The organism is Kribbella sp. NPDC050820 (assembly GCF_040653975.1).
In the GTDB taxonomy this organism is placed as follows: domain Bacteria; phylum Actinomycetota; class Actinomycetes; order Propionibacteriales; family Kribbellaceae; genus Kribbella.
Genome location: NZ_JBFAHB010000013.1, coordinates 131,233 through 154,951, shown reverse-complemented (window position 1 = coordinate 154,951; position 23,719 = coordinate 131,233). Strand labels below are relative to the sequence as shown.

At 68.5% G+C, this 23,719-nt stretch carries 24 protein-coding genes; 9 read left to right on the top strand and 15 right to left on the bottom strand.

Going from position 1 to position 23,719, the window contains the following annotated elements; all coding sequences use genetic code 11:
- Window positions 1-7: 7 nt before the first annotated feature.
- Window positions 8-889: a hypothetical protein gene (locus AB0H36_RS15000; protein WP_360522081.1), complete on the bottom strand. Its 882-nt coding sequence runs from the start codon at window positions 887-889 to the stop codon at window positions 8-10.
- A gap of 358 nt (window positions 890-1,247) precedes the next feature.
- On the opposite strand from AB0H36_RS15000, the gene AB0H36_RS14995 reads away from it, so the two are divergent.
- Window positions 1,248-2,174, top strand: a complete 927-nt coding sequence (locus AB0H36_RS14995; RefSeq protein ID WP_360522078.1) for a hypothetical protein — start codon at window positions 1,248-1,250, stop codon at window positions 2,172-2,174.
- A 57-nt stretch (window positions 2,175-2,231) separates the two neighbouring features.
- Here AB0H36_RS14995 and AB0H36_RS14990 read toward each other — a convergent pair whose 3' ends face one another.
- Window positions 2,232-3,059: a hypothetical protein gene (locus tag AB0H36_RS14990; protein ID WP_360522075.1), complete on the bottom strand. Its 828-nt coding sequence runs from the start codon at window positions 3,057-3,059 to the stop codon at window positions 2,232-2,234.
- A 186-nt stretch (window positions 3,060-3,245) separates the two neighbouring features.
- On the opposite strand from AB0H36_RS14990, the gene AB0H36_RS14985 reads away from it, so the two are divergent.
- The 3 genes from AB0H36_RS14985 (at window position 3,246) to AB0H36_RS14975 (ending at window position 7,083) form a co-directional block, all read left to right on the top strand.
- Window positions 3,246-4,649, top strand: a complete 1,404-nt coding sequence (locus tag AB0H36_RS14985) for an N-acetylmuramoyl-L-alanine amidase (protein ID WP_360522072.1) — start codon at window positions 3,246-3,248, stop codon at window positions 4,647-4,649.
- A complete protein-coding gene (locus AB0H36_RS14980; protein WP_360522069.1) occupies window positions 4,646-5,854 on the top strand; it encodes a SpoIID/LytB domain-containing protein in 1,209 nt (402 codons plus the stop codon). The genes AB0H36_RS14985 and AB0H36_RS14980 overlap by 4 nt, the downstream gene beginning before the upstream one ends.
- A 77-nt stretch (window positions 5,855-5,931) precedes the next feature.
- Entirely contained in the window at window positions 5,932-7,083 is a 1,152-nt protein-coding gene (locus AB0H36_RS14975; protein ID WP_360522066.1) for a glycoside hydrolase family 76 protein, read from the top strand.
- Window positions 7,084-7,143: 60 nt separating this feature from the next.
- On the opposite strand, the gene AB0H36_RS14970 is transcribed toward AB0H36_RS14975, so the two are convergent.
- A complete protein-coding gene (locus AB0H36_RS14970; RefSeq protein ID WP_360522063.1) occupies window positions 7,144-7,992 on the bottom strand; it encodes a peptidylprolyl isomerase in 849 nt (282 codons plus the stop codon).
- Window positions 7,993-8,363: 371 nt separating this feature from the next.
- On the opposite strand from AB0H36_RS14970, the gene AB0H36_RS14965 reads away from it, so the two are divergent.
- Together AB0H36_RS14965 and AB0H36_RS14960 are read left to right on the top strand one after the other, a co-directional pair.
- On the top strand, window positions 8,364-8,918 hold the full coding sequence (locus tag AB0H36_RS14965; protein ID WP_360522060.1) for a hypothetical protein: 555 nt from the start codon (window positions 8,364-8,366) through the stop codon (window positions 8,916-8,918).
- 114 nt (window positions 8,919-9,032) lie between these two features.
- Window positions 9,033-9,977: an alpha/beta hydrolase gene (locus tag AB0H36_RS14960; protein WP_360522057.1), complete on the top strand. Its 945-nt coding sequence runs from the start codon at window positions 9,033-9,035 to the stop codon at window positions 9,975-9,977.
- Here AB0H36_RS14960 and AB0H36_RS14955 read toward each other — a convergent pair.
- The 5 genes from AB0H36_RS14955 to AB0H36_RS14935 form a co-directional block, all read right to left on the bottom strand.
- Window positions 9,974-10,207 (bottom strand): hypothetical protein, encoded by a 234-nt coding sequence (locus AB0H36_RS14955; RefSeq protein WP_360522054.1) that lies wholly within the window; start codon window positions 10,205-10,207, stop codon window positions 9,974-9,976. The two genes, AB0H36_RS14960 and AB0H36_RS14955, sit on opposite strands and share 4 nt — an antisense overlap.
- A 1-nt stretch (window position 10,208) precedes the next feature.
- The gene (locus tag AB0H36_RS14950; RefSeq protein ID WP_360522051.1) at window positions 10,209-10,409 is read right to left on the bottom strand and encodes a hypothetical protein; all 201 of its coding nucleotides are present in this window, start codon (window positions 10,407-10,409) and stop codon (window positions 10,209-10,211) included.
- On the bottom strand, window positions 10,406-10,906 hold the full coding sequence (locus AB0H36_RS14945) for a DUF2306 domain-containing protein (RefSeq protein WP_360522048.1): 501 nt from the start codon (window positions 10,904-10,906) through the stop codon (window positions 10,406-10,408). The genes AB0H36_RS14950 and AB0H36_RS14945 overlap by 4 nt, the downstream gene beginning before the upstream one ends.
- Complete coding sequence (locus AB0H36_RS14940) at window positions 10,903-11,583, bottom strand: hypothetical protein (RefSeq protein WP_360522045.1); 681 nt, start codon at window positions 11,581-11,583, stop codon at window positions 10,903-10,905. The genes AB0H36_RS14945 and AB0H36_RS14940 overlap by 4 nt, the downstream gene beginning before the upstream one ends.
- 100 nt (window positions 11,584-11,683) lie before the next feature.
- Complete coding sequence (locus AB0H36_RS14935; RefSeq protein WP_360522042.1) at window positions 11,684-14,374, bottom strand: LuxR C-terminal-related transcriptional regulator; 2,691 nt, start codon at window positions 14,372-14,374, stop codon at window positions 11,684-11,686.
- 53 nt (window positions 14,375-14,427) lie between these two features.
- On the opposite strand from AB0H36_RS14935, the gene AB0H36_RS14930 reads away from it, so the two are divergent.
- Complete coding sequence (locus AB0H36_RS14930; RefSeq protein WP_360522039.1) at window positions 14,428-15,117, top strand: TetR/AcrR family transcriptional regulator; 690 nt, start codon at window positions 14,428-14,430, stop codon at window positions 15,115-15,117.
- A 20-nt stretch (window positions 15,118-15,137) separates the two neighbouring features.
- On the opposite strand, the gene AB0H36_RS14925 is transcribed toward AB0H36_RS14930, so the two are convergent.
- From AB0H36_RS14925 to AB0H36_RS14915, 3 genes are read right to left on the bottom strand one after another with little or no spacing between them, the layout of a single operon-like run.
- On the bottom strand, window positions 15,138-15,689 hold the full coding sequence (locus tag AB0H36_RS14925) for a hypothetical protein (RefSeq protein ID WP_360522036.1): 552 nt from the start codon (window positions 15,687-15,689) through the stop codon (window positions 15,138-15,140).
- A gap of 49 nt (window positions 15,690-15,738) precedes the next feature.
- Window positions 15,739-16,242 (bottom strand): DUF488 domain-containing protein, encoded by a 504-nt coding sequence (locus AB0H36_RS14920; RefSeq protein WP_360522033.1) that lies wholly within the window; start codon window positions 16,240-16,242, stop codon window positions 15,739-15,741.
- A gap of 60 nt (window positions 16,243-16,302) precedes the next feature.
- The gene (locus tag AB0H36_RS14915; protein ID WP_360522101.1) at window positions 16,303-16,698 is read right to left on the bottom strand and encodes a RidA family protein; all 396 of its coding nucleotides are present in this window, start codon (window positions 16,696-16,698) and stop codon (window positions 16,303-16,305) included.
- A 97-nt stretch (window positions 16,699-16,795) separates the two neighbouring features.
- Here AB0H36_RS14915 and AB0H36_RS14910 point away from each other — a divergent pair, with 97 nt between their 5' ends.
- Window positions 16,796-17,785 (top strand): WYL domain-containing protein, encoded by a 990-nt coding sequence (locus AB0H36_RS14910; RefSeq protein WP_360522030.1) that lies wholly within the window; start codon window positions 16,796-16,798, stop codon window positions 17,783-17,785.
- On the opposite strand, the gene AB0H36_RS14905 is transcribed toward AB0H36_RS14910, so the two are convergent.
- The 3 genes from AB0H36_RS14905 to AB0H36_RS14895 form a co-directional block, all read right to left on the bottom strand.
- On the bottom strand, window positions 17,782-18,459 hold the full coding sequence (locus AB0H36_RS14905) for a hypothetical protein (RefSeq protein ID WP_360522027.1): 678 nt from the start codon (window positions 18,457-18,459) through the stop codon (window positions 17,782-17,784). The genes AB0H36_RS14910 and AB0H36_RS14905 overlap by 4 nt on opposite strands.
- Before the next feature lie 553 nt (window positions 18,460-19,012).
- Window positions 19,013-20,809 carry a biotin carboxylase N-terminal domain-containing protein gene (locus tag AB0H36_RS14900; protein WP_360522024.1) on the bottom strand — a complete coding sequence of 599 codons (1,797 nt, stop codon included), beginning with the start codon at window positions 20,807-20,809 and terminating at the stop codon, window positions 19,013-19,015.
- A gap of 65 nt (window positions 20,810-20,874) precedes the next feature.
- Complete coding sequence (locus AB0H36_RS14895) at window positions 20,875-21,321, bottom strand: Lrp/AsnC family transcriptional regulator (protein ID WP_360522021.1); 447 nt, start codon at window positions 21,319-21,321, stop codon at window positions 20,875-20,877.
- A gap of 70 nt (window positions 21,322-21,391) precedes the next feature.
- Here AB0H36_RS14895 and AB0H36_RS14890 point away from each other — a divergent pair, with 70 nt between their 5' ends.
- Window positions 21,392-22,297, top strand: coding sequence for an SMP-30/gluconolactonase/LRE family protein (locus tag AB0H36_RS14890; protein WP_360522018.1), 906 nt, complete (start codon window positions 21,392-21,394; stop codon window positions 22,295-22,297).
- Here AB0H36_RS14890 and AB0H36_RS14885 read toward each other — a convergent pair whose 3' ends face one another.
- Complete coding sequence (locus tag AB0H36_RS14885) at window positions 22,298-23,701, bottom strand: three-helix bundle dimerization domain-containing protein (protein ID WP_360522015.1); 1,404 nt, start codon at window positions 23,699-23,701, stop codon at window positions 22,298-22,300. It abuts the gene before it with no gap.
- Window positions 23,702-23,719 lie beyond the last annotated feature (18 nt).

Below are 23,719 nucleotides of genomic sequence, written 5' to 3'. Positions count from 1 at the left end.
GATGTCCTTACTCGCCGAAGAGGGGTGGGTTGGTTTCGGTTGTGCGGAGGTAGTAGACGGGGTCTTTGTAGGTGCCGGGGATCTTGCCGAGGCCCTTGATGACAGTGGCGGTGCCGTTGGCGTGCCCAACGGCGTACAGGTAGGCGGAGCCGGTGTCCTTGTCGATTGCGGTGAGCAGTGTGCTCTGCGCGCCGCACTTCTCCGCGACCAGGTGCTCGAAGGTCTGCCACGTGGACGTGCGCACCTTCTTGACCACCGGGGCGCCGGTCCGCGGGAACCGGATCGTGTACAGCGCGCCGCCGCGGGTGTTCGCGAGGAACGTGTCGTAGGCCTTGGTCTCGCTGATCAACGCCATCGTCTTGACCGCGGCGAAGCCGGTGTAGCGGGTGACCGTGGACGTCGGGTTGCCGTCCCATCGGTGCGCGTACCGGTACAGCACGCCGTCGCCCCGCAGCCGGTACGTCGCAAGCTGCGGCCCGGACGCCAGGTACGACGCCCGCTCGGTCACGATGTACGTGCCGAAGCCCGTGCCCGCCCGGCTCATGCCGACCGGCCCGTCGGGATCGGGCCCGTACCACGCGTTGTAGATCGTGTCGTTGAGCAGCACCTCGCCAGTGGTGACCGGCCCGTCCGGCTCACCGACGTTCCGGGTCCAGGTCGAGCTGATCTTCGCGATCCCCGGCGAGAAGATGTGTACGCCGGTGCCTTGCCGAGCGGTCACCGGCGCCGTGGCCGTGACGTCCGAGTATCCGATGTCGCCGCCACTCGTGATCGAGCCGACAGTCATAGTGCAGGCCGCAGCCGGCGCCGCCGTACTCACGGAGGCGGTGGCGAAGCTGCCCAGCAGCCCGGCGGCCGCCGCGACTGCGAGAGTTCGTTTCAGGGTCATACCGACTTGATACGGGCGGCTCCGGAAAAGTTGCGGAAGACACGGGAAACCTGCATGTGCGCAGATCGGTGGGTGAACACGGGGTGTGATCGAGGTCCGGGGCGTCGTTCCGGGGAGAAACGGGGCTCGGGATTTATATTGGTGACTAATAGTTATCGTTGCTTGCGGCAAGCAAAAGTCGTGGTTCGAAAACAGTCGGCGGAGTCGCTACCACCGCGGCCAGACCTACCACGGTGAGCTCCTGCTCGGACCGGCCACGGCGCCGTCGGCGCTGTCGGTCCCGATCACGATCACCAGGTAGATCGCAACTTTTACGGCGGAGACCGTATCTAGCTCAGCAAGAGAGGGGAGAAACCAGATGAGCTTGAAACGAGTCTCCGCCGTGCTCGCGGCTGCGCTGCTGGCCGGCGCGGCCGCGATCCCGGCGAGCGCGACCCCGCCGAAGCCGGGGCCGGAACTGAAGGAAGGGCCGCCGAAGGTGGCAGCCGGTACGGCGGCCAACCCGTGCGGCATGTACGTCGGCGCGTTCGACGCGGCCGGGAACACCGGCGGTGCGGACGTGGTCGCGACCCGGCCGCCGACCGCACAGCCGTTCGAGGACCCGATCAAGGTGTTCCCGATCAAGGAGAGCTCGACCTGGTACTTCAGCGCCCTCACCGCGGAGTCGTGGTGGTACGGCAAGGTGATCAGCGGCACCGGCCTGTACTCGGCGGAGGTGCGCTGGGACGGCGTCGAGCCGGAGCCGGTGGTCAGCTCGAAGCGGATCGGCGGCGGCTGGGACCGGTTCACCCAGATCGAGGAGTCCGACGCGGCGTGGGTGAGCAAGCCGCACAGCTACCTGTACGGCCTGCGCGACGACGGCGTGCTGTTCCGCTGGGACACGAACGGCTTCCGGTCGCTCGGCTCGTACCCGGGCTTCGCCGCGGTCAAGACGATGGCGCTGATCAGCGAGACCGGCACCTATGACACGCTGCTGGCCACCACCCGCGGCGGCGCGCTCTACACGATCCGGATTCCGCTGACGTCCCCGATGAAGCCGATCGTGAAGCCGGTCCGGACCCGGACCTGGCAGGGCTTCGAGTCGATCGTCGCCTACAAATGCGGCACGCAGGGCACCCTGCTGACCGGCGTCGACCACGACACCGACAGCGCCTACCTGTACGCCGTCGGCCACGCCAACGGCACCGCCACGGTGATCGAGAGCCTGGGCAAGGTCCCCACCACCTTCCCCGGCGTCACCCACTACGCGATGACCGGCGAGGGCGAAGACCTCTTCGGCGAGTAGTCACGAAAAGCACGAGCCCCGGCGACCATGGTGGTCGCCGGGGCTCGGTCGTTCGGGTCAGAAATCGCCGCCGAAGTCTCCGCCGCCGAAGTCCCAGCCGCCGGAGTCGCCGCCGCTGTCACCCATGTTGAAGTCGCCCTCGCCGCCACCGCCGTCGCCACCCGCGTCGGCCTGGCCGGCGTCGTACCCGGCCGCGTAGTCGCCGTAGCCACCGCCGGCGAACATGCCGCCGAGCATGGTGCCGAGGAACATACCGGTCATCACACCGCCGAGCGCGCCGAACATACCCTGCGCGTACGGCGAGTAGGCCGGACCGGCCTCCCAGTACGGAACCCGCTGCGGGCCGACCATCACCTTGCGGACGTCCGGCTCCGCGCCGGCCCGGACCCGCTCGGCGTCGGCCGCACAGGCCGGCACCTCACGCGGCGCGCCGCCAGGCGGCGCCCAGGTCACGTCCTCGACGGACGGACCGTGCTGCGGGTTGAAGAAGCAGGACGGGCGGCGCTGCGGCAGCGGCTCGCCGTTCACCCGGGCGCGCACGCACGCCGCCGCGTAGCGGCCGTCCTCGAGGATCTCGATCACGTGCTTGATCTCCTCGGCCTGGGTGACCTTGCCGACCGCCTCCTTGGCGGACTCGTACGCGTCCAGGGCGCGCTGGTAGTCCTGCCGGGCCCCGTCGCCGAGGTCCTTGCCGACCATGTCCAGGTCCAGGTCCTGGAGTTCCTCTCCGAACCTGGTGATGTCCTCGTCGGCGGTGCGCTTGACCGACTCGAGCTCGGCGGCGGTGATCTCGTGCTGCTGGCGGTTCTGCAGCTGGGTCCGCCGGTACGACCGGTATGCCAGAACGGCGATCACCACGAGCGCGATGATCAGGATGAGTTCCATGACGGGCCTCTTCTGCCTCTAGGGCTGTCTCGCAGGGCTTTACCCAGAGCCTACCGAAGCCCTCAACATCCGTACGCCACGCAGGGTGACGCAATCCCGGGAAAGCGGTCACCGAGCGCGCATAATCGATTACTGCCGCCCAGCGACCGTTGTACCTCCGCCGGAAGGCAGCGCATGAGCAAGGCCATGAGCAAGACCTCCCGACTCGTGACGCTCGCGGTGACCGGGCTCGCCTTCGCCGCCCCACAGGTCCTGCCGGATCTGCAGTCCGTCCCTCCCACGACTCCGCCGGCGCCCGCCGAGGCGTCGTACCAGGAACTGGCGATCGACGGGCCGACGATCGCGGCCGAGACGAAGCCGTTCGCGATGGTCGGAGTGACCTGGCCGAAAGGCGCCCAGGCGGTGCAGGCTCGCGTGCGCGTGCAGCGGGCCGGCCAGTGGGGCGAGTGGCAGCGGCTGACAGTCGAGGACGAGCACGGCCCCGACCCGGCGTCGCCGGAAGGCGTCCGGGCGGGCACGGAGCCGCTGTGGGTCGGCGACGCGACCGCTGTGCAGGCCAGTGCGGTGACAGGCAGTGGTACCACGGTCGCAGACGCGAAGGTGGTGCTGATCCAGCCCGGCGTACTGGCGACCGACGCCGACGAGCCGGGAGTGCAGAGCGTGGAGCCCGAGGCGACCAGAGCGCCGTACCCGATGCCGGCGATGGTGAGCCGTAAGGCGTGGGGTGCGGACGAGCGGCTGCGTAGCCACAACGGCAAGGCTTGTGCGCGTCCGAAGTACACGACCACCGTGCAGGCCGCCTTCGTCCACCACACCGCCGACCGGAACGACTACACCCGCACGCAGGTCCCGGCGATGGTGCGCGCGATGTACGCCTACCACGTGAAGAGCCGCGGCTGGTGCGACCTCGGCTACAACTTCCTCGTCGACCGCTTCGGCCGGGTCTTCGAGGGCCGGTACGGCGGTGCGCAGCTGCCGGTGCTCGGCGCGCACACCGGCTCCTTCAACGCGAACTCGTTCGGGGTGGCGCTGATCGGCAACTACGAGAAGACGGCGCCGAGCCAGGCGATGCTGGAGAAGACCGCCCGAGTGATCGGCGGCAGCGTCTCGACGCCGATCTACCGCTTCGCCAAGCGCATCGGTTTCCGGCAGACCGGCCAGCCGTTCTGGGGTGAGCACCGGACCAGGACCGGCTGGGCGACGTACTTCGCCACCCGGGACGTCTTCAACTCCGTTGCCACCGGCACCCATTCGACGGTCGGCGTCTTTCGCGCTCGGTACCGGCAGCTCGGTCCCGACACCGTGCTCGGGCTGCCGACGACCGAGTTCCGCAACAGCGTGAACGGCACGAAGGTGCAGTACTTCCGCAACGGCGCGCTCTACTGGTCGAAGTCGATCGGGACCCGCCCCGTGGGTGGACTGATCTACGCCCGGTACGCCGGTCTCGGCGCGGAGCGGTCGCGGCTCGGGCTGCCGATCACCGACATGTACAAGGTCAAGGGCGGCCTGCGGCAGAAGTACCAGCACGGCTGGCTCACCTACAACCAGCACCGCGGCAAGGTCTACGTCCAGTACCGGAGCGTCCGATGAGGAAGCGCGCGATCGCGGTCGTCGTCCTCGGTTCCACGTTGATCAGCGCGACCGCCGAGGCCCGGGTGATCGGGCCGGACACCACGATCAGCGGCCGCGGTTTCGGTCACGGGCGCGGGATGTCGCAGTACGGCGCCCAGGGCGCGGCGATCGCGGGGAAGTCGGCGCAGCAGATCCTCGACTTCTACTACCCGGGCACGACGACCGGGAAGGCGACCGGGAGCATCCGGATCCGGATCACCGCGGACACCACCGACGGCGTCCGGGTCGGCACCGTCAACCACCTGAAGGTCCGGGACCTGAAGACCGGCAAGGTCTATCCATTGCCCAAGGCATCGACCCGGAACCAGTGGTCGATCGACCCGTACGGCGACCATGGCACCAAGGTCAGCTCGTACGACGCGAAGACGCGGAAGTGGACGCTGTGGAAGACGTTCGGCGGTATGACGCAGTTCGAGGGTGCGTCCGTGACCGAGCTGGTGCTGCCGAGTGGCGCCGTACGGCGGTATCGCGGTGCGCTGCGGGCGATCGACGTACCGGGTGCTCATCTGGACACGGTGAACGTGCTGGCGCTCGAGCACTACCTGCGGGGCGTCGTACCGCGAGAGGCCTTGTCCAGTTGGCGTCCGGCCGCGCTGCAGGCGCAGTCCGTTGCTGCGCGCACCTATTCGGTCTTCCATCGTGGCCGGGCGGCGAAACGGGCCTACGACCTGTGCGACACGATCTCCTGTCAGGTGTACGGCGGCTACGACTCGGAGAAGGCGTCGACCAACACCGCGATCGCCGCGACGGCGGGACAGGTCCGGCTGTACAAGGGCAAGCCGATCATCGCGGAGTTCTCCTCGTCGAACGGCGGTGCGACGGCGACCGGGCCGATTCCGTACCAGGTGATGAAGCTGGACGGCTGGGACGCGTACCCGGGGAACGGGAACCCGAACGTGACGTGGACGGTCACCCGGACGGCGGCCGAGATGCAGGCCGCGTTCGACGTCGGGTCGATCCGGAGCCTGCGGGTGCTCAAGCGGACCGGGGTCGGGCCGAGCGGGGGCCGGGTGCTCACGCTGGAGGCCGTCGGGTCGAAGGGCCGGCGGGTGCTGACCGGCGATCAGCTTCGCGGCCGGCTGCGGCTGCGGTCGTCCTGGTTCGCGTTCGTGCCCAGTCCACTTGATATACCAATTGAGCCGGATCAAGCTGCCGGGCGCTGAGCCATTGACGCGATTCCCCTGCGCCGGTTAGAACTTGACATCGATGTCAACCGCCACCGCCCAGGAGGAGCAGGTCGATGCGCAGGAAATTTGGTATATCAACCAGGATTGCGGCCGGGGTGCTGGCAGTCGCCGTACTCGGGTCGCTGCACGTGACCGGAGCTGATGCCGTGACCAGCAACGCGGCCCGCGCCCAGGCGTCGTACGAGGCGCTGAACAAGTACTTCGACGCCGGGCAGGACCTCCTGCTCGAGGAGTACCCGAACACCCATCCGAACCCGTACGCCTACGTCTGGCCGTACTCGCAGGCGGCGATCGCGGCCGAGAACCTGGCCGGCATCCCCGGCGCCGGCCTCAAGGCGTCGAAGGAGGCCGACCGCCGGATCGCGGCGTACGCGCCGTACTGGAACGCCGAGACGACGCCGAAGGGATACGACTCGTACGTGCGCCCGCCGCTGGGCCAGGGCGGTGACAAGTTCTACGACGACAACGAGTGGATCGGGCTGCACCTCGTCCAGCACTACAAGCGGACCGGTGACAAGGCGGCGCTCGCCCGGGCCCGGGAGATCTTCGCGCTCGTCGTGTACGGCTGGGACACGGACCCGACGCACCCGTGCGCGGGCGGCGTCTTCTGGACCCAGGCGCCCTGGAGCCAGGACCGGAACACGGTGTCGAACGGTCCTGGCTCCGAGCTCGGCGCACACCTCTACCTGCTGACGCGGGACCGCTCGTACCTGAACTGGGCGAAGCGGATGTACGACTGGACGCAGGACTGCATGCTCGCGCCGAACGGGCTGTACTGGGATCACATCGACCTGGCCGGCACCATCGAGAAGACGCAGTGGAGCTACAACCAGGGCGTCATGCTCGGGGCCGGCGTACTGTTGTACAAGGCAACGGGTGACCGGAAGTACCTGAACGACGCGAAGTCGGTCGCGAACGCGTCACTGGCCTTCTACGGCGCCGAGGACCGGTTGTGGAAGCAGCCGACCCGGTTCAACTCGATCTGGTTCAAGAACCTGCTGATCCTCGACTCGGTCGCCCCCGACCACCGCTACAAGCAGACCATGCAGGCCTACGCCGACCGCGCCTACACCGAAGCCCGCGACCCCGCCACCGGCCTCTACCACTTCGTAGACGGCCCGGTCCAACTCCTGGAACAATCCGGCATAGCCCAAATCCAAGCCCTACTAGCCTGGCCCCGCACCAAGTACGGCCTGCTGGCGTAGCCGTCACAAACACGTGCGGCCCCCTCCTGCTGCAGGAGGGGGCCGCACGCTTGTTCTTGCTCAGGCAGCTGCGCTGGCCGTCTTGATGTCCACCGGGGTGACCGGCGCACCGTCGGTCGGGCCGTTCTGGGGCACCACGCCCTCCTCGGCGACCTTGTCGATCAGCTTCAGGCTCGGCTCGTCGATCGTCCCGAACGCGGTGTAGTCCGGTGACAGCCCACTCCCATCGCCGTACACGATGAAGAACTGGCTCCCGTTCGTGTTCGGCCCCGAGTTCGCCATCGCCAGCGTGCCCCGCCCGTACTTCAGCGTCGGGAACACCTCGTCCGCGAAGCTGTACCCCGGCCCGCCGCTCCCGGTCCCGCTCGGGTCGCCGCACTGCAGCACCTGCAGCCCCTCACCGACCGTCATCCGGTGACACTTCGTGTTGTCGAAGTACTTCTGCCCGGCCAGGCTCAGGAAGTTCTTCACCGTGCACGGCGCGAGCGCGCTGTCCAGCGTCACCTGCAGGTCGCCGATCGACGTGTCGAGGCTGACCTTCGCCGTACCCGACGCCTTCACCTTGCCGTCGGCCGGCGGGTTCACCTTCTTGCTCGCCGCCTCGGTGCCCTTCTTGTACGTGCAGCTCACCTCGGCCGGCAGCGGCGTCGCCCGCTTCGGCGCCGGCGCGAGCGCGGTCGGGATGCTCTTCGGCTTGTTCTCCGTCCGGGCACTCTCCGACGCGGCCGGCGCGTCGTCGTCGCCGTTCCCGAGCACGATGAAGACCCCCACCAAGACCGCCACCACCGCGACCACCGCGGTGACGGTGACCGTCAGGTTCCGCCGCTGCCGCCGCCGCTCGGCCTCCCGTTCAGCCTGCCGCTTGGCCTTCCGCGCCGCCAGCTGCTGCTGATGGGTCTTCTTGGACATGCAGAACCCTCCTCACGAGATGTCTGCAGGGAACCTACAGCGTCAACCTGAGAACTGTCTGTCAATCCCCGAGAACTGTTACGCGACCCACCCCAAACGACACCGCTCCGCGGCGACTGTTCCTTAGCCGCCTTCGGCGGGAGGCGCGGCCGGCAGCCTGTGGTCGGCGCCGGGGAGAGTGGTGGTGCCTGACCGTCGCGGCTGCGCGGTCGCTCATCCGTCGGGAGGGGCAGTGCGACTCGCATCCGCGACCGGCCGGCCACGTGGGCCGGCGGGGGACCATCCGCGGGCGGGGTCGTGCCGAACGTCGGGTGATCCATTCGATCGACCGGTCGACCGATCAAGCGTTCTGCGTGAGAGAGGAAACAGTCATGCAACACACGCGTGCGCCCAGCCGGTGGCGGCGGGCGTTGAGACGGTTCGCCGCGGTTGCGGCCGTGCTGGTCCCCCTGGGGGTCGTCTCGGTCGTCATGGCGGAGCCTGCCCAGGCGTCGGTTTGTCGTACCAACGCTCACGTCTACCTGACGTCGGTGTATCCGGGAAGCTTCCGGTTCGAGAACCAGCCGGTGGACGGTGGCACCGACGACTACCAGATGTTCGCCGGTGACTGGACATCGCTCCGCGTCGGCGGCAACGGTCTGCGGCCGTACACGTCGGCGTTCTGGAACGTCCAGAGCAACGTCAGCGGATCCTTCACCTTCAACAGCGCGGTCGCCGGAGGCAACTGCGTCGCGAACGAGAGGTACGTCAACCTGGCGAGGCACACCGTCGCAGGCGAGGTCTGGACCGTCCGGGCCAACTACCTGACCGGAAACTCCGGGCAGTTCGTCCAGAACCAGGCACACTTCCGCATCATCTTCAACGACCCGCCCCCGCCCGACCCGTGGTACCAGCAACCGTGCTACTACGCCGAGGCGTGCTTCTGAGCATCTGACCGACTCGTGTGAGCCGGGCCGAACCCGGCTCACCCGAGCCAAGAACCACACCGCCGGTGAGCTGGGCGGCGCTCGCTGGACCGGGCGGCGTGTAGACCAGGATGCATGGTTCTTCCTGGTGAGGTCGTTGCGCCGGTGCGGATTGAGGTGGGGGCGGGGCATCGGTTGGCGGTGCGGCGGCGTGGGGACGGTGGTGTGCCGTTGCTGCTCATTCACGGGTTCCCCTGTACGAGCCGCATCTGGTCGCGCAATCTCGTCCCGCTCGCCGACGCAGGGTTCGACGTCGTGGCGCCGGATCTGCGCGGGTACGGCGACTCCGACTTCGCGCCGGATGACTTCTACGACCTCAACGCGTTCAACACCGACCTGACCGGTCTGTTCGACCGGCTCGGCTGGGACCGCGCAGTCGTGGCCGGGCACGACCTGGGCGCGATGATCGCGATCGACCTGGCCAACCGTCACCCCGATCGGGTCGACCGGCTGGTGATTCTGGATGACTCGATGCCCGATCTGGGGGAGGCGTTCGCGGCGGCGGGCATCCCACCGATCGATCCCAAGCCCGCCGTCTACGACTACCAGCGCCGCCAAGGTAACGACGCTGACGCTCTGGTGGCCGAGCTTGCGACTCCCGAGCAGCGGCGGCGGTACGTGGCCGAGTTCTACGGGCACCGGCTGTGGTGTCCGCCCGATGCCTTCGACGACGAGGACCTGGCCTTCCTGACCGAGCCGTACGGCGACGCCGCTCGGCTGCGCGCCGCCTTCGCCGACTACGAGGTCGTCATGGGCACCCGGGCGCTGTCGGCCCCGGAGATGATCGACCGACCGGTCCGCCAGCCGGCGCTGGTGCTGATCGGCGCCGACCAGGTGACCATACGCAACCACATCGAGCAGCGATGCGCCCTCGCCTTTCCCGAAGCGCTCGGCCCGTTCTGGGTCAAAGGCGCCGGCCACTTCATGGCCTGGGAGCGACCTGACACTGTCAACCGCGCCATCCGGTCCTACTGCGGCGACCTCCTGGCGAGCGCGGCAGCAGGTACGGGGAAGCCTTAGGGGAAGGCGGTCGGATGCGGGTGGTTGGGGGCGACGGAGATGAGGGTGGCGCCGAGGTTGTGGATTTGGGTCAGGAGGGCGTGCAGACCGGCTTGGTCGGTTGCGGGGGTGTGGAGGGTGGTGGTGCCGTCGGGTTCGTGGGTGAGGGTCAGGCCGTCGAACCAGGTGGACCAGTGGTGGTCCAGGTGGCCGTCGATGCGGAGCTCGTAGGTTCGGGGTGGGGGTGGCATTTCAGGGCCTCTCGGCTGCGGCTCGCGGGCGGCGGGCGGTGGGGCGGCGGATGATCCATTCGGCTGCGGCGGCGTTGAGTAGCCAGCCGGAGCTGATTGAGATGGCTGTGCTCAGGTCGGTGGTTCCGAAGAAGGCCTCGCCGAGGCCTTGGGTGAAGACCTGGGTGCCGGCCGCGACCGAGAGGGCGTAGGCGCGGATCATCCAGGCGCGGTGGCTGCGAAATTGCGGCGTCGTACGGCGGTGAAGCCGAGGACGAGGCTGGTCGCGATCGCGGATCCGGCGACGAGGCGGACGGTCCACAGGAGATCGCCGCCGGGTGCGCCGGGGTAGAACAGGGTCATCCAGAGGCCGGAGGCTGCGACGAGTAGGCCGGCGAGGATGAGTACGCGGCCGGCTCGTCGGTGCCAGGTGCGGTGCCGGCGACGGATCCTTGCTGGGAACTGGAATGCCCCGGCGACCGCGTATACCGCGGCTGAGACGACGTGTACGACGACCGGAGCAGGTGAGGCGTCCACCCGCGGGTTGGTCGGCAGGACCTGCGGGCCACCGGCGAGCTCGAGCAGCCGGAGCGATCCGGCGATCAGCGGGAAGATCGTGAGCGCGAGCAGTCCAGTCGGAACCCGCCAGCTCGAGCCCTCCCGGCCGCGCCGCGGGCGGTGCGGCGCGGTCCGGGAGCGCGGTGCGACGTACTGGGTCATTCCGCACCTGCGGTGACGGCGGGGGTGGTGGTCGGTTCGGGCACGGTGGTCTTGCGGGCGGTTCGCCACAGCGAATACCCGAGGCCGATCATCGCGATGCCGTTCGGGAAGGCCAGGAGGCGGTAGAACGCGTCCGGCATCACCGCGAGCGCGATGGTGACGACGCCGCCGACCGCGAGCAGCAGGGTCGCCCAGCGGGCGAGGACGCGGGCGCGGAACAGCGCGATGCCGAAGACGAGGCCGCCGGCCAGGTAGCCGATGTCCTGGATGCGTACGACGGTCGCGAACAGGCCGACGTCACCGGTCGGGGTGTCGCCCTTGGAGACGGCGACGATGTCGTTCACGAAGCCGGGGTTGGTGTCGGCGATGGCGGGCAGCAGGTAGCCGGCGATCAGCGCCGTACACATGATGAAGAGGTAGCCGACGCTGAGCACCGCGTAGCCGACCAGTCCGAGCAGTCCGTTCCGCCGTACTTGGCTCACGTACATGCCGGTGATGCCGGCCAGCGCCAGCACGGCCATGACGACCTTCAGGGTGTTCCGTACGACGACCTCCGTCGTGGTGATGGTGGTGGCGTCCAGGTGCGGGTGGCCGATCTGGACGCCGATGAACAGCAGTCCGGCAGTGGCAGCGGCAGCTCCGGCGGCCCGGGTGACGGTGGTTGGCGTGATGGTCATGGTCGGCTCCTTGGTTCCGGTGGTGCTTGGCTATGTCCGGAACGTAGGCCGCGAGGTGGGGACCAGGCGTCACCACATGTGGTGACTGTCGATGTGACAGCTACAGCAGGCCGAGCTCGCGTCCGCGGCGTACGGCGGCGGAGCGGGTGTTGACGTCGAGCTTGGTGAAGATGCGCTTGGTGTGGGTGCGCAGGGTGTTCAGCGAGACGAACAGGTGGCGGGCGATCTCGGGACCGGTGAGCTCGCTGGCGAGCAGGCGCAGTACGTCGAGCTCCCGCTCGCTGAGCGCGGTCGGCAGCTCCACCGCGGCGGATGCAGGGGCCGACTCGCTCGGAGCCCGGTCGTCGACCTTGTCGAGGAGCCGTCGGGCGTGCCGGCGCAGTACGTCGTACTCGCTGGAGCCGGCGTCGTCGAGCAGAGCGAGCATCGACGCGCCTTCGTCCAGGAAGAGACGCACGTAGGCATCCGGCTCCGGTGCGGTCGTGAGTGCTCGGTTCAGCTCAGCAAGGGCCTCGGGTCGCTCACCGCGCGCGTGCTGGGTCAGGGCTTGCAGCATGCCGATCTCGAGCAGGCTGCCGGCGCGCGTCGGCTTCGCGTCGGTGTGCAGTCGTTGCAGGAGCGCCAGTGCATCGTCCAGCGCCCCCGTCGAGCCACGCGCGAGCAGGAGCCGGACGACGGTGAGGTGCTCGTACTCGTGCAGGTACGACAGCTCATCGGCAGCTCTCAGGTCGCCGGCCCACTCTGCGGCCGCGTCAAGGTCGCCCTCAGCGACAGAGATGCGCGCTCGCATCGCGGCGATCGGGCGGAGGTCCGGGTAGGAGCCCGGCCGGTAGAGGTCCGCGGCCTGGTCGAGTAGATGCTTGGCCGACGCATGCTCGCCCATGGCCGTGTGCACCTGCGCCATAGCGACGTACCACCGGTGCCGGTTCTCAGTGATCGAGCCGCGCTCGCCAAGGACCCGTGCGGTCTCGAGGTGTTGCTCTGCGCCGGCCAGGTCGTTCAGCTCACGGTCCAACTCGGCAAGTCCCACATGCAGGTCAGCAGTGGCCCGCGGATACGGTGGTCCGGAGCCAGTAGCCGTCGCCAGCGCCTTCTGGTACAGGCGACGTGCCCGATGCGGACGCCCAGCACTGATCCACATGTCGCCGAGCACCACTGTGCTGTCCAGCTCGTCGACCAGGTTCCCGGCCGCGTGCAGACTGCGCACTGCTTCGGAGAACGTAGCCAGAGCCTCCGGGACATCACCGGCCGCCCACGCAGCCAGCCCGAGGAATCCAGCCGACGCACCGCGCACGAAGTGGTCCTCAGCACCGGCTAGCTCCAGTGCGTGCCGCGCATGCCGCACAGTCGCCGGTACGTCGCCTCTCGCTTGAGCCAGCGCCGCGCGGTAGACCCACAGCGTCGCCGGTGCGGTTCGCAGGTCCTCGGTGTCGGCCCACGTCGCCGCAAGCGCCTTGTCGTGTGCACCAGCCGCGAGTGCCGCCTCGACGTCATCGAGCCGGTGCTCCATCCCGTCCAGGTCGCCGGCCAGCATCTGTGACCAGCCGGACAAGATGCTGAGGACAGGACTTCGCCGTACGACGGGCTCCGGCAGCGACCGTATCCACTCCAGCAACAGGCTGTCCTGGCGAGCACGTCGTACCTGCGGTAGCGCCTCCTCGATCAGGTAGGCGGCCCGGTCGTCGTCACCCGCGGCGAGAGCATGTCGTACGGCGTCCGCGACGAGGTCATGTGCCGCGTACCAGGCGCTTGCTGCTCGGTGCAGCGTGGGCACCTCGTCGGGGGCCTCGGCCCGGAGGCGGGCGCGAAGGACGTCGCGGAAGAGGTGGTGGTACCTGTACCAGGAGCGTTCGGCGTCCAGCGGGACCAGGAAGACGTTGCCGCGGTCCAGGTCCTCCAAGGCTTGGACGCCGTCCGTCCTGCCGGTCAGCGCGTCGCAGAGCGGACCGGTCAGCCGGTCGAGGACTGCGGTCCGCAGCAGGAAGGCGCGTACGTCGGCGCCCTGGCGGGTGAGGACCTCGTCGACCAGGTAGTCGATGACGAAGCGGTTGCTGCCGGTGAAGGCCGCGATGAACTCGGCGACGTCCGCGCGGTCCGCCGTACCGCGGAGTGACAGTGCGGCGAGTTGGAGGCCGGCGATCCAGCCCTCGGTGCGTTCGTCCAGTGCTTGTACGTCGTCGTCGCCGAGTTGCAGGCCCATTGCGTCGTTGAGGAATGTCTGCGCCTCCGCTGTGGCGAAGCGGAGGTCTGCCGCGCGTACCTCGGTCAGTTGGCCGCGGCTGCGCAGGCGGGGCAGCGGGAACGGTGGATCCGTGCGGGTCGCCACCAGGAGGTGCAGGTGGTCCGGCGCGTGGTCGAGGAGGAACGTCATGGCCTCATGCACCTCGGGCGCCTCGATCACGTGGTAGTCGTCGAGCACCAGCAGCGCGTGGTCGGGCCGTTGCGTCAGTTCGTTGACTATGGCAATCAGTGCGGCTTGGGGGGAGGCGGTGTTCAGTGCGTCGGGATCCAGGTCGAGGCCGATGCGGGAGAGGGCTGCTGAGAGGTGTGCCATGAAGCGCGCGGGCGCGTTGTCGCCTTCGTCGAGGGACAGCCAGCCCACGCGCTCCTGAGTCCTGGCCCACTCGCTGAGCAGGGTGGTCTTGCCGAAGCCGGGCGGTGCAGAGACCAGGGTGAGTCGGTGCCCGGGGCGCAGGGTGCTGTCCAGCCGGTCGGCCAGCCGGGCGCGCGCGACCACCTCGGGCCGCTTGGCGGGCGGGAACAGCTTCGTGGCGAGCACCGGTGTCGACACCCTACGGATCATAAGTCGCCGCTGCTGAACTAAGTGCAACTAAGCTGCCTGGTATGCCGAGGAACACGCTGACTGTGGAGCAGATCGTGGCGGCCGCGATCGGTTTGCTGGACGAGGTAGGCCTGGACGGGCTGAATATGCGCGCCCTGGGGGAGCGGCTCGGTACGGCGGCCACCGCCGTCTACTGGCACGTGAAGACCAAGGACGAGCTGGTCCGCCTCGCCGGAGACGCGATCTGGACGGAGATCGAATTGCCAGACCTCGACGGCGACTGGCGAGAGGCCGCCGCCGCACTGGCCATCGGTCTGCACGAGATGCTGACGCGCCACCCCTGGTACGGCCAGGCGTTGGGCAGCTACCTCCTTTACGGGCCCGGCAAAGCGCGCTACGACGACGCCACGCTCTCCCTCTACGAGAAGGCCGGCTTCACCCCCGCTGACGCCGACCGCGCCGCCGCAACCGTCTTCATCTACGTAGCCGGCAGCGCCCTCGGCTCAGCCGCCCAACTCTCCCTGAACCGCCGCCTGACCCGCGCCGGCCAAGACCCCGCCCAGGCCCTCGAATACACGATGACCCAGGCCAAGCAGATAGCGACCGCCTACCCAACCCTCCGCAAACGCCTCAACACCCCCGCCGCCACGGACTACGCCGCCGCCCCCGACAACACCTTCACCTTCGGCCTCCAAACAATCCTCACCGGCCTCGAATCCCACCTCACCGCGGACGTGGCGGATGGCCGTTGAACGCCCGTACTGAAAATGGGTCAGTCCACGCGTGGTTTCTCGACGGTGACCCAGGTTGGAGTTGGTGCGTTCGGGTCTCGATTGCCCTTCGCCCTCCAGTCCCTCGCGATCGCCAGCGGGACAGGGCTCACCGGGTCGGGCAGGACGACGGTGAGGCCGTTGCCGCGGGCTTCGAGGGCGGCGGCGTAGGTGGGGTCGACGCGGTCGAGCGTCATCATGATGAGCCCGGAATCCGGGTGCGGGCCCGTTGAGGTGACCTTGGTCGGCAGGCCGAGCTCCTCCTGCCGGCGCATGAGGCCCAGCACCCATTGCAGGGTCCACTCGGTCTCCTGCTCGGAGGGTTGCCAGCGCCTGAAGCGCAACAGTTCCGGGAACTGCGCGAGCGGCGTGATCTCGGCCCGCGCTCGCAGCATCTCCTCGTGAACCGGGACGCTGATCACCAGCACCACCCGATCGCCGCCATGTTCGACGGTCTCGGTGAGCCTGGCTTCCACCCCCGGATTGCGCTCGACCCACTGCCGGACAACCGGCAGATCTGGCGACGCCGTCGCCGGCTCCTCCCGAAAACGCACGCCAACCACCTCCACCGCATCCAGATAAGCACGTCAACGCGTTCGACAGCTACGACGACGTGTCGCAGGACCGCGGGCGCAGGTGGTCGACGGCTACGTCGTACTGCTCGGTCAATCGTTGGGTGATCAGTGAGCGGTGGCAGGCCTCTGGGTCGCGTTCGACGCAGAGCAGGGCTGCGGCCCCGGCGCTCGGCAGCGCCGACACGAGTGAGTTGAGGTCGGTGGGGTCGAGGATCTCGGTGGTGTAGCGGTGGATGAACTCGGGGGCGAGTTGGACGCGTGAGCGTTTGCCGACGCCTTGGCGGTCGTCTTCGGCGTACTGGAGTTGGCGTAGCTCGGTGGTTGGCGCCAGCTCGGGGTGGTGCTCGTAGGCGATCCGGGCTTGCGCCAGTGCAGCCTGCAGCCGGAGTGAGTTGGCCCAGGCGTACTCGGGTCCGCGAACACCGCGCCGCTGACGTACGTCGACCAGCAGGCGGACGTCAGCGTCGAGCAGTCGTTGCAGGAAGGACTCGGCGTCGAAGCCGTAGACGCCGATTGTCACCACTTTGAGCATTGGGAATCACCTATCTGCCAGCATCTCGTGCCGGTTCAACCGGCACGAGAAGCTGAGTCATCATGCGACGACGATTCCCTCGAGCTCAACGAGCTGGCCGGGGATCGCGAGCCGGGTCACCCCGAGCATCGTCGTGCTCGGCGCCACCCCGGCGGCACCGAGCCGCGACGCCAGTACGCCGTACTGCTGGAAGAGCAGATCGACGTCCGTGGTGTAGACGTTGAGCCGGACGAGGTCAGCGAGGGACATGCCGGCCTCGCCGAGTACGGCCTCCAGGTTGTCGAGGCTGAGCGCCAACTGGGCCGCCATGTCGCCGTCATGCTCGGGCTTGCCGTCTTTGCTCATCGCAGTCTGCCCTGAGATGTACAGGGTCCGGGTGTGCCCGGTGACGAGCTCGCCCTGGTTGAATCCCAGCTCCGCCGACCACTTCACCGGGTTGACCGCCGTTCGTTGCAGTGCCACATCAGCTCCGTTCGATTCGGTGGTTCGTACGTCGAGGAGCCTTTCAACCAATCACGACACCCTGTGTCGTGTATTCCGGTAGAGTCTTTTCATGCGCGCCGACCGGCTGGTCTCGCTGGTCCTGCTGCTGCGCCAACGCGGTCGGCTGACGGCGGACGTCCTGGCCCGCGAGCTCGAGGTGTCCACCCGCACCGTGCTGCGCGACATCGAGGCGCTGTCCGCGGCCGGCGTACCGGTGTACGCCGAACGCGGTCGGCACGGCGGGTTCGCGTTGCTGCCCGGGTTCCGGACCGAGCTCACCGGGCTGAACCACGACGAGGCCCTTGCGTTGCTGACCGCTGGAACGAAGCGCGGCGAGCAGGTGTTCGGCCTCGGCTCGGCGCTCGCCTCGGCCATGCGCAAGGTGGTCGACGCCCTCCCCGAAAGCCACCGGGCCACCGCGAGCGACGCGGCCCAGCGATTCCTCGTCGACCCGGCGACCGACCTGCTCGCCCGCCGACTGACCACCGACGAGGTTCCCGACACCACAATGCTCGAGGTACGGCGCGCAGTCGCCGCCGGACACAAGCTCCGGATCCACTACGCGGCCGTGAATCGCACCCCGAAATGGCGCACCGTAGACCCGATCGGCCTGGTCACCGTGCGAGACAAGGGCTACTTGCTGGCGACAACATCCGGCGCGGACCGCACATACCGCCTGTCCCGGATCCTGGCCGCCGAGGAACTCCCCGAACCCGCACAACGACCGGACAAGGTCGACCTGGACCAGATCTGGCAAGAACGCAGCACCCGCTTCCGCGCCGGCGACAACCAGCTCACCGTGCTCCTCCGGATGAACCCCGCACGCCGCGAGGAACTGGCAAACACCGCCCTCGCCGTCCTGACCGAAACCTCCGACCCAGACGGCTGGCTACGCCTGGAAGCGACCTTCCAAGACCCCCGCCACGCCGAATGGGCCCTCTGGCAACTAAACACCGACGCCGAAGCCCTCACACCCCAGTCGCTCCGCAACGCCCTACACAACCGAGCCACCGCCCTGGCGACCCACTACGAGCCCAGCTCTGAGAACCGGTCCCCTTAGAGGGCGACTGCTCGGCTGTACGTGTACCAGACCGAAGTCGTCGAAGGCAGGTACACGCGGTAGCTCCGGGCGCGGTTCGTGGTGATGGTGTAGGTCGCCGCACCGCTTGCAAGTGGGGTGACATAGGACAGGCTCTTCCAGGTCGTCGTACCCGGGTCCTTGTACTGCACCAGCATCCGCCCGTGCGATCGGACATAGGCCCTCTGGGTAGGGCTGTAGTACGTCGCGGAGGCGGTGAGCGTCACCCTGCTGCCTCGGCGCACACCCGCCAGCGCGGCGATCGAAGCCGCCTTGGTCACCGAGGTCGCCGGCAGGAGATCGGCGACCTTCCTACCGTCCTTGTCCAGGGCGTAGCCCTGCGGTGTCCAGCGAGTGGTCTGTCCCACGGTGGTGTACTCGACGTAGACACCACACGATTCCCAGGGGCAGCCGATCCCCATGCGCGTACGACCGTAGTCGTCGACTGGGATCCAGGTGGCCATGGCCGTCGTCATGGGACAGTCCGCGCCCAGCGGGAAGCTGACGTACACGCTCCTCGAACTGAGGACCAGCTTGGCCGGGACCGGAAACGAGCAGGTAGCCGTCACCTGTTCTGGTGCAGCCTCGGCAGGCTGCTGGAACAGCAGCCCGGACCCAACGAGGCCCACAGCGGCGAGCAAAGCCTTGTAGCGCATGGCGTCCCCTCAACGAAGGCGACCGTCACCCACGGCCGCGCACGCGGAGACTACCGGTACAGGCCCAAACGTGTCAGCCGTCACTCGCTGCACTTTGCTGCGACGGCATTGCTTCGAGTAGGTGGACTCCACTTCGTTGCCAACGCGCCCCCCACCTGACGCCAGTACCGCCGGAAACAAGGCGGTCGGCGTGGGTGGTGTCTCGCACTCCCCGGCCCCAATCGCGGTCAGCAGTTGCCGGTGCCGACCGGTCGCCTGCGATGTCGATGCGCGCACCCGCCGAAGGCAGCCACAAGTCAGCCGCCGCGCAGCGCTGTCCGCTTCGACACCAGCGCCGGCGGGCAGTCCTCGGCGCCGATCGGGACCTACGTGACACAGCGCGCGCGCCCACCGGAGGCGGCGGCAGACAGCCGCCGCGCAGCGGTGTCCGTTTAGGGCTGCTGCGGGTGGGCAGTTGTTGGCGCCGATTGGGGTGCGCGTGAGACCACTGCGCGCACCCCGCCGAAGGCGGCATTGGGAATGCCGCCGCGGAGCGGTGTCCTTTGGGCGGTGGTCAGTCTTTGATTTCGCAGAGGATGGCGCCGGCGGTGACGGTGGCGCCTACTTCGGCGGTCAGGGCTGTGATGGTGCCGGACTTGTGGGCGTTGAGGGGTTGTTCCATCTTCATCGCCTCCAGGACGACGATGAGGTCGCCCTCGGCAACCACTGCGCCTTCCTCGACGGCGATCTTGACGATGGTGCCCTGCATCGGGGAGGTAAGCGAATCACCGGAGGCAGCAGAGCCCTTGCCCGACCCACCGGCCCGTCGCGTCGGCTTCTTCTTCGCACCGACGCCAGCGCCAGCCGAGCCGCCCCCGCCGGCAACCACGGATGCACCAAGACCGGCCGGAAGCACGACCTCGAGGCGCTTGCCGCCGACCTCGACCGTGACCTTCTCGCGTTCCGCCGGCTCGACTGTTTCCGCAACCGGGCCGTCGTACGGCGGGACCTGGTTGTCGTACTCGGTCTCGATCCACCGCGTGTGCACCTTGAACCCGTCGTCACCGACGAACGCCGGATCCGACACCACCGCAGCGTGGAACGGAATGACCGTAGGCATCCCCTCCACCACGAACTCACGCAACGCCCGCCGCGACCGCTCCAGCGCCTGCGTCCGGTCCCGACCGGTCACGATCAGCTTCGCCACCAGCGAGTCGAAGGCACCCGGCACGGTCTCGCCCTGGTCGTACCCACCGTCCAGCCGGATCCCCGGCCCGGACGGCGCGTGCCACCGCGTCAACGTCCCCGGTGCAGGCAGGAACCCACGCCCCGCGTCCTCGGCGTTGATCCGGAACTCGATCGAGTGTCCCGACACGACGGGGTCGTCGTACCCGAGCTCCTCGCCCTGGGCGATCCGGAACATCTCCCGGACCAGGTCCAGGCCGGTGACCTCCTCGGAGACCGGGTGCTCGACCTGCAGCCGGGTGTTCACCTCGAGGAACGAGATCAGCCCGTCCTGCCCAACCAGGAACTCGCACGTCCCGGCCCCGACGTACCCGGCCTCGCGCAGGATCGCCTTGGACGCGGAGTACAGCGTCTCGAGTTGATCGGCGGACAGGAACGGAGCGGGCGCCTCCTCGACCAGCTTCTGGTACCGGCGCTGCAGCGAGCAGTCCCGCGTGGACACGACCACGACGTTGCCGTGGGCATCGGCCAGGCACTGCGTCTCGACGTGTCGCGGCTTGTCCAGGTATCGCTCGACGAAGCACTCGCCGCGTCCGAAGGCGCTGACTGCTTCGCGTACGGCGGACTCGTAGAGCTCCGGCACTTCCTCCAGCGTCCGCGCGACCTTCATGCCGCGGCCGCCACCGCCGTAGGCCGCCTTGATCGCGATCGGCAGCCCGTGCTCCTGCGCGAACGCGACCACCTCGGAAGCGTCGGCGACCGGGTTCGGCGTGCCGGGGACCTGTGGGGCGCCGACCTTGTCGGCGATGTGCCGGGCCTTGACCTTGTCGCCCAGCGCGTCGATGGCCGACGGCGGCGGCCCGATCCAGATCAGGCCTGCGTCGAGGACGGCCTGGGCGAAGGACGCGTTCTCGGCCAGGAAGCCGTAGCCGGGGTGGACGGCGTCAGCGCCCGAGCGGGCCGCGACGTCGAGGATCTTGGCGATGTTCAGGTAGGAGTCGGCCGGTGTCGCGCCGTCCAGCGAGTACGCCTCGTCGGCGAGCCGGACGAACAGCGCGTCGCGGTCCTGCTCGGCGTACACGGCGACGCTGCCCAGCCCTGCGTCGGCGGCGGCGCGGACGACCCGGACGGCGATCTCGCCCCGGTTCGCGACCAGCACCTTGGTGATCTGCTTGCTGTCGGACACAGCTGACTCCCTTCGGCCAGCCCGAGTCTAGGGTGAACCACCCCTTCGGGGAGACAGGGCGTTGCTCACACCGTAAGCGATCGCTCGAAGAAGGATTCCAGTACGACGACCGTCCGGGTGCTCGTCACGCCGTCCACCTGGTGCAGGGCGCGCAGGGTCGCCTGGAGGTCCTCGGTGGTCGCCGTCCGGACCTTGACCAGCACCGACGCCGGACCGGCGATGATGTGCGCCTCCTCGACCGCCGGGATGTCCCGCAGCGCGCGTAGCGTCGGCTCGTCGCCCATCCAGGCGTCCGCATCGAGCAGGACGTAGGAGAGGACCCCACGGCCGAGCGCGGCCGGATCGACCTCGATCGTGGTCCGCCGGATCACGCCGGCCGCCTTCAGCTTCCGGACCCGCTCGTGCGCAGCCCCCGCGGACAACCCGACCGCCTGCCCGAGCGCGGCGTACGACTGGGTGGCGTCCTCCTGCAAGAGCTCCAGGAGCTGCCGATCGGTATCGTCTATGGTCATTATCACCCTTTGCCAAACCTCATCCTATGAACTACAACAATAACAGGATGAGATTCGACGAAGGAGTCCAATGACTATCACGCTGTCTCCGCCACCGCATCGGATCCGGGCCGAGCTCGTCGTCCTCGACGACCGGTTCCGCAAGATCGCCGGAGACGAGTACGTCGAGTGCCTGTACGACGGCGGTCGCTGGCTCGAAGGACCGGCGTACTCACCGGCCTGGCGCTGCCTGGTCTTCAGCGACATCCCGAACGACCGGATGCTCCGCTGGGACGAAGTCTCCGGCCAGGTGTCCGTCTTCCGTGAACCGTCTGGCTACATCAACGGCAACACCATCGACCGCCAGGGCCGTCTGGTCAGCTGCTCGCAGGGCGACCGCCAGGTCTTCAGGACCGAGTACGACGGACGCCGTACGGTGCTCGCCTCACACTGCGACGGCAACCGGCTGAACAGCCCGAACGACGTGGTCGTGAAGAGCGACGATTCGGTCTGGTTCACCGACCCGCCGTACGGGATCACCTCGAACTACGAGGGGCACGCGGCCGAGCAGGAGATCGACGGCTGCCACGTCTACCGGATCGCGCCGGACGGCGTCCTGACCGTGGTCGCGGACGACTTCACTCGTCCTAACGGACTGGCCTTCTCACGCGACGAGACCCAGCTGTACGTCGTGGACACACCGGCCAAGCACATTCGCCGGTTCGACGTGGACGGGGACAAGCTGCGCGGCGGTGAGGTGTTCGCGCCCTGCACGGCCGGCATGTTCGACGGCATCAGGCTGGACAGCGCCGGCCGGGTGTGGGCGGCGACGCACGAAGGCGTGCACTGCTTCGACCCGGACGGCACTCTGATCGGCAAGCTGCTGCTGCCGGACATCGTGTCCAACCTGTGCTTCGGCGGCCCCAAGGGCAACCGCCTCTTCATCACCGCGACCACGTCAGTGTGGTCGTGGCTGCTCACCGCCAGTGGGGCCTGATCAGCGGTAGGCCTTGGAGACGCTGTCGAGCAGTCGCTCGAGGGTGTCGTACGTCGGCAGGTCGGCCACGTCGACCACCTGCTCGGCCACCGGCACCTTGCCGGCGCTGACGACCTTGGCGAACTGGTCCGGGTCAGCAGTCCGGAACCCGTGCTGTGCGGCGAGCTGCTGGAGCTCCGGGTCCGTCGACAGGAGCTGACCGAGCTTGTCGCCGTTCGGCTTGAGCGACAGCATGGTGTGCCTGGACTGCACCGTCGGCGACGGGTACATCAGCACCATGTCGCTCTTTAGCTTCCCGCGGACGGCGGCGTCCACGAACTGCGCCTCGTAGATGCACACCAGCGGCGTCTTGCCCATCCCGAGCGCCAGGTAGTCGTCGAACGGGCCCTCGCTGGAGTTGTCGGTGTAGCCCTGGTTGACGAACAGCGGCGTGACGTACGGGAGCACCTTCCGCTCCTCCGCCGTCCCCTGCACCACTGTCTGGCCGTTGGCCACGTAGCTCGCGATCGACAGGAACATCGCCGCCGAGTTGGAGGTCCGCGGGTCGGTCGTGGTGACCAGGAGCCGCTTGCGCACCGGGTACGTCGTGTTGCCGCGAATGTCGTCCCACCGCCAGCCGGCCTTGGCGAGGTCCATGTAGCGGCGCATGTCGAAGTACCAGACGCCGTTCACCTGCTTCGCGATGCCGGTCGCGGACAGCAGGTTGGCGATCGGACGGTACGTCGCGATCGCCATCGGCGACGAGAACACGGCGTACTGCTTGCCGTCGACACCGGGGCGATCGGCGGAGCCCTGCTGGATCCGGTCGGCCGCGACCGTGCTGGACGGAAACGCGAAGTCGTACTTGGCCAGGTCGATCTTGGTCGCGATCTCGCGGGAGCCGGCCGTGTCGATCTGTACGGCGAGACTGTGCTTGGCCAGCGCGGCTCGGACGTCGGGGTCCTCGAAGAACGCGCGCTTCTCGGAGCCGATCACGCCGGAGACCGTGGTGATCCCGGACGCCTGGACGTCGTCGCCGTTCCGGATGATCACGACGGTGGCGATGGTGGCGACCACGAGCACGCCGGCGACCGCCGCCGGGAGCGCCACACCGATCCGGGGCACGCGCCGCTCGCCGTCAGCGGGCGCCGACGGCCCAGCGGGCGCCGACGGCCCAGCGGGCGTCGGCGGCTCGGTAGGCGTGTCGGGTACGACGGGATCGGGGGCCGGCGAGAGTTGGGTACGGACGATGCGTTCGACCAGGATCGGCACGTACTCGCGGACCGGGTCGTCGGCGAACTGTTCACGGGCCGCCCGCACGGCGGCCTCGACGTCTTCGGAAGTGTGGATGTCGGCGAAGGAGTCGGCGAGCCGGCTGGTCACGTTCAGGATCGCCTTGTCCTCGCGGACGGTGTCGAGCTTCAAAGGGATTTCTCCACTGTG

Coding starts and splice junctions, on each gene's coding strand:
- AB0H36_RS14990 (WP_360522075.1), bottom strand. CDS start 3,059: ATGGAACTCATCCTGATCATCGCGCTCGTGGTGATCGCCGTTCTGGCA.
- AB0H36_RS14955 (WP_360522054.1), bottom strand. CDS start 10,207: ATGCCACCCCCACCCCGAACCTACGAGCTCCGCATCGACGGCCACCTG.
- AB0H36_RS14920 (WP_360522033.1), bottom strand. CDS start 16,242: ATGCTCAAAGTGGTGACAATCGGCGTCTACGGCTTCGACGCCGAGTCC.
- AB0H36_RS14960 (WP_360522057.1), top strand. CDS start 9,033: ATGGTTCTTCCTGGTGAGGTCGTTGCGCCGGTGCGGATTGAGGTGGGG.
- AB0H36_RS14975 (WP_360522066.1), top strand. CDS start 5,932: ATGCGCAGGAAATTTGGTATATCAACCAGGATTGCGGCCGGGGTGCTG.
- AB0H36_RS14965 (WP_360522060.1), top strand. CDS start 8,364: ATGCAACACACGCGTGCGCCCAGCCGGTGGCGGCGGGCGTTGAGACGG.
- AB0H36_RS14985 (WP_360522072.1), top strand. CDS start 3,246: ATGAGCAAGACCTCCCGACTCGTGACGCTCGCGGTGACCGGGCTCGCC.
- AB0H36_RS14890 (WP_360522018.1), top strand. CDS start 21,392: ATGACTATCACGCTGTCTCCGCCACCGCATCGGATCCGGGCCGAGCTC.
- AB0H36_RS14945 (WP_360522048.1), bottom strand. CDS start 10,906: ATGACCCAGTACGTCGCACCGCGCTCCCGGACCGCGCCGCACCGCCCG.
- AB0H36_RS14995 (WP_360522078.1), top strand. CDS start 1,248: ATGAGCTTGAAACGAGTCTCCGCCGTGCTCGCGGCTGCGCTGCTGGCC.
- AB0H36_RS14940 (WP_360522045.1), bottom strand. CDS start 11,583: ATGACCATCACGCCAACCACCGTCACCCGGGCCGCCGGAGCTGCCGCT.
- AB0H36_RS14980 (WP_360522069.1), top strand. CDS start 4,646: ATGAGGAAGCGCGCGATCGCGGTCGTCGTCCTCGGTTCCACGTTGATC.
- AB0H36_RS14905 (WP_360522027.1), bottom strand. CDS start 18,459: ATGCGCTACAAGGCTTTGCTCGCCGCTGTGGGCCTCGTTGGGTCCGGG.
- AB0H36_RS14895 (WP_360522021.1), bottom strand. CDS start 21,321: ATGACCATAGACGATACCGATCGGCAGCTCCTGGAGCTCTTGCAGGAG.
- AB0H36_RS14950 (WP_360522051.1), bottom strand. CDS start 10,409: ATGATCCGCGCCTACGCCCTCTCGGTCGCGGCCGGCACCCAGGTCTTC.
- AB0H36_RS14970 (WP_360522063.1), bottom strand. CDS start 7,992: ATGTCCAAGAAGACCCATCAGCAGCAGCTGGCGGCGCGGAAGGCCAAG.
- AB0H36_RS15000 (WP_360522081.1), bottom strand. CDS start 889: ATGACCCTGAAACGAACTCTCGCAGTCGCGGCGGCCGCCGGGCTGCTG.
- AB0H36_RS14910 (WP_360522030.1), top strand. CDS start 16,796: ATGCGCGCCGACCGGCTGGTCTCGCTGGTCCTGCTGCTGCGCCAACGC.
- AB0H36_RS14930 (WP_360522039.1), top strand. CDS start 14,428: ATGCCGAGGAACACGCTGACTGTGGAGCAGATCGTGGCGGCCGCGATC.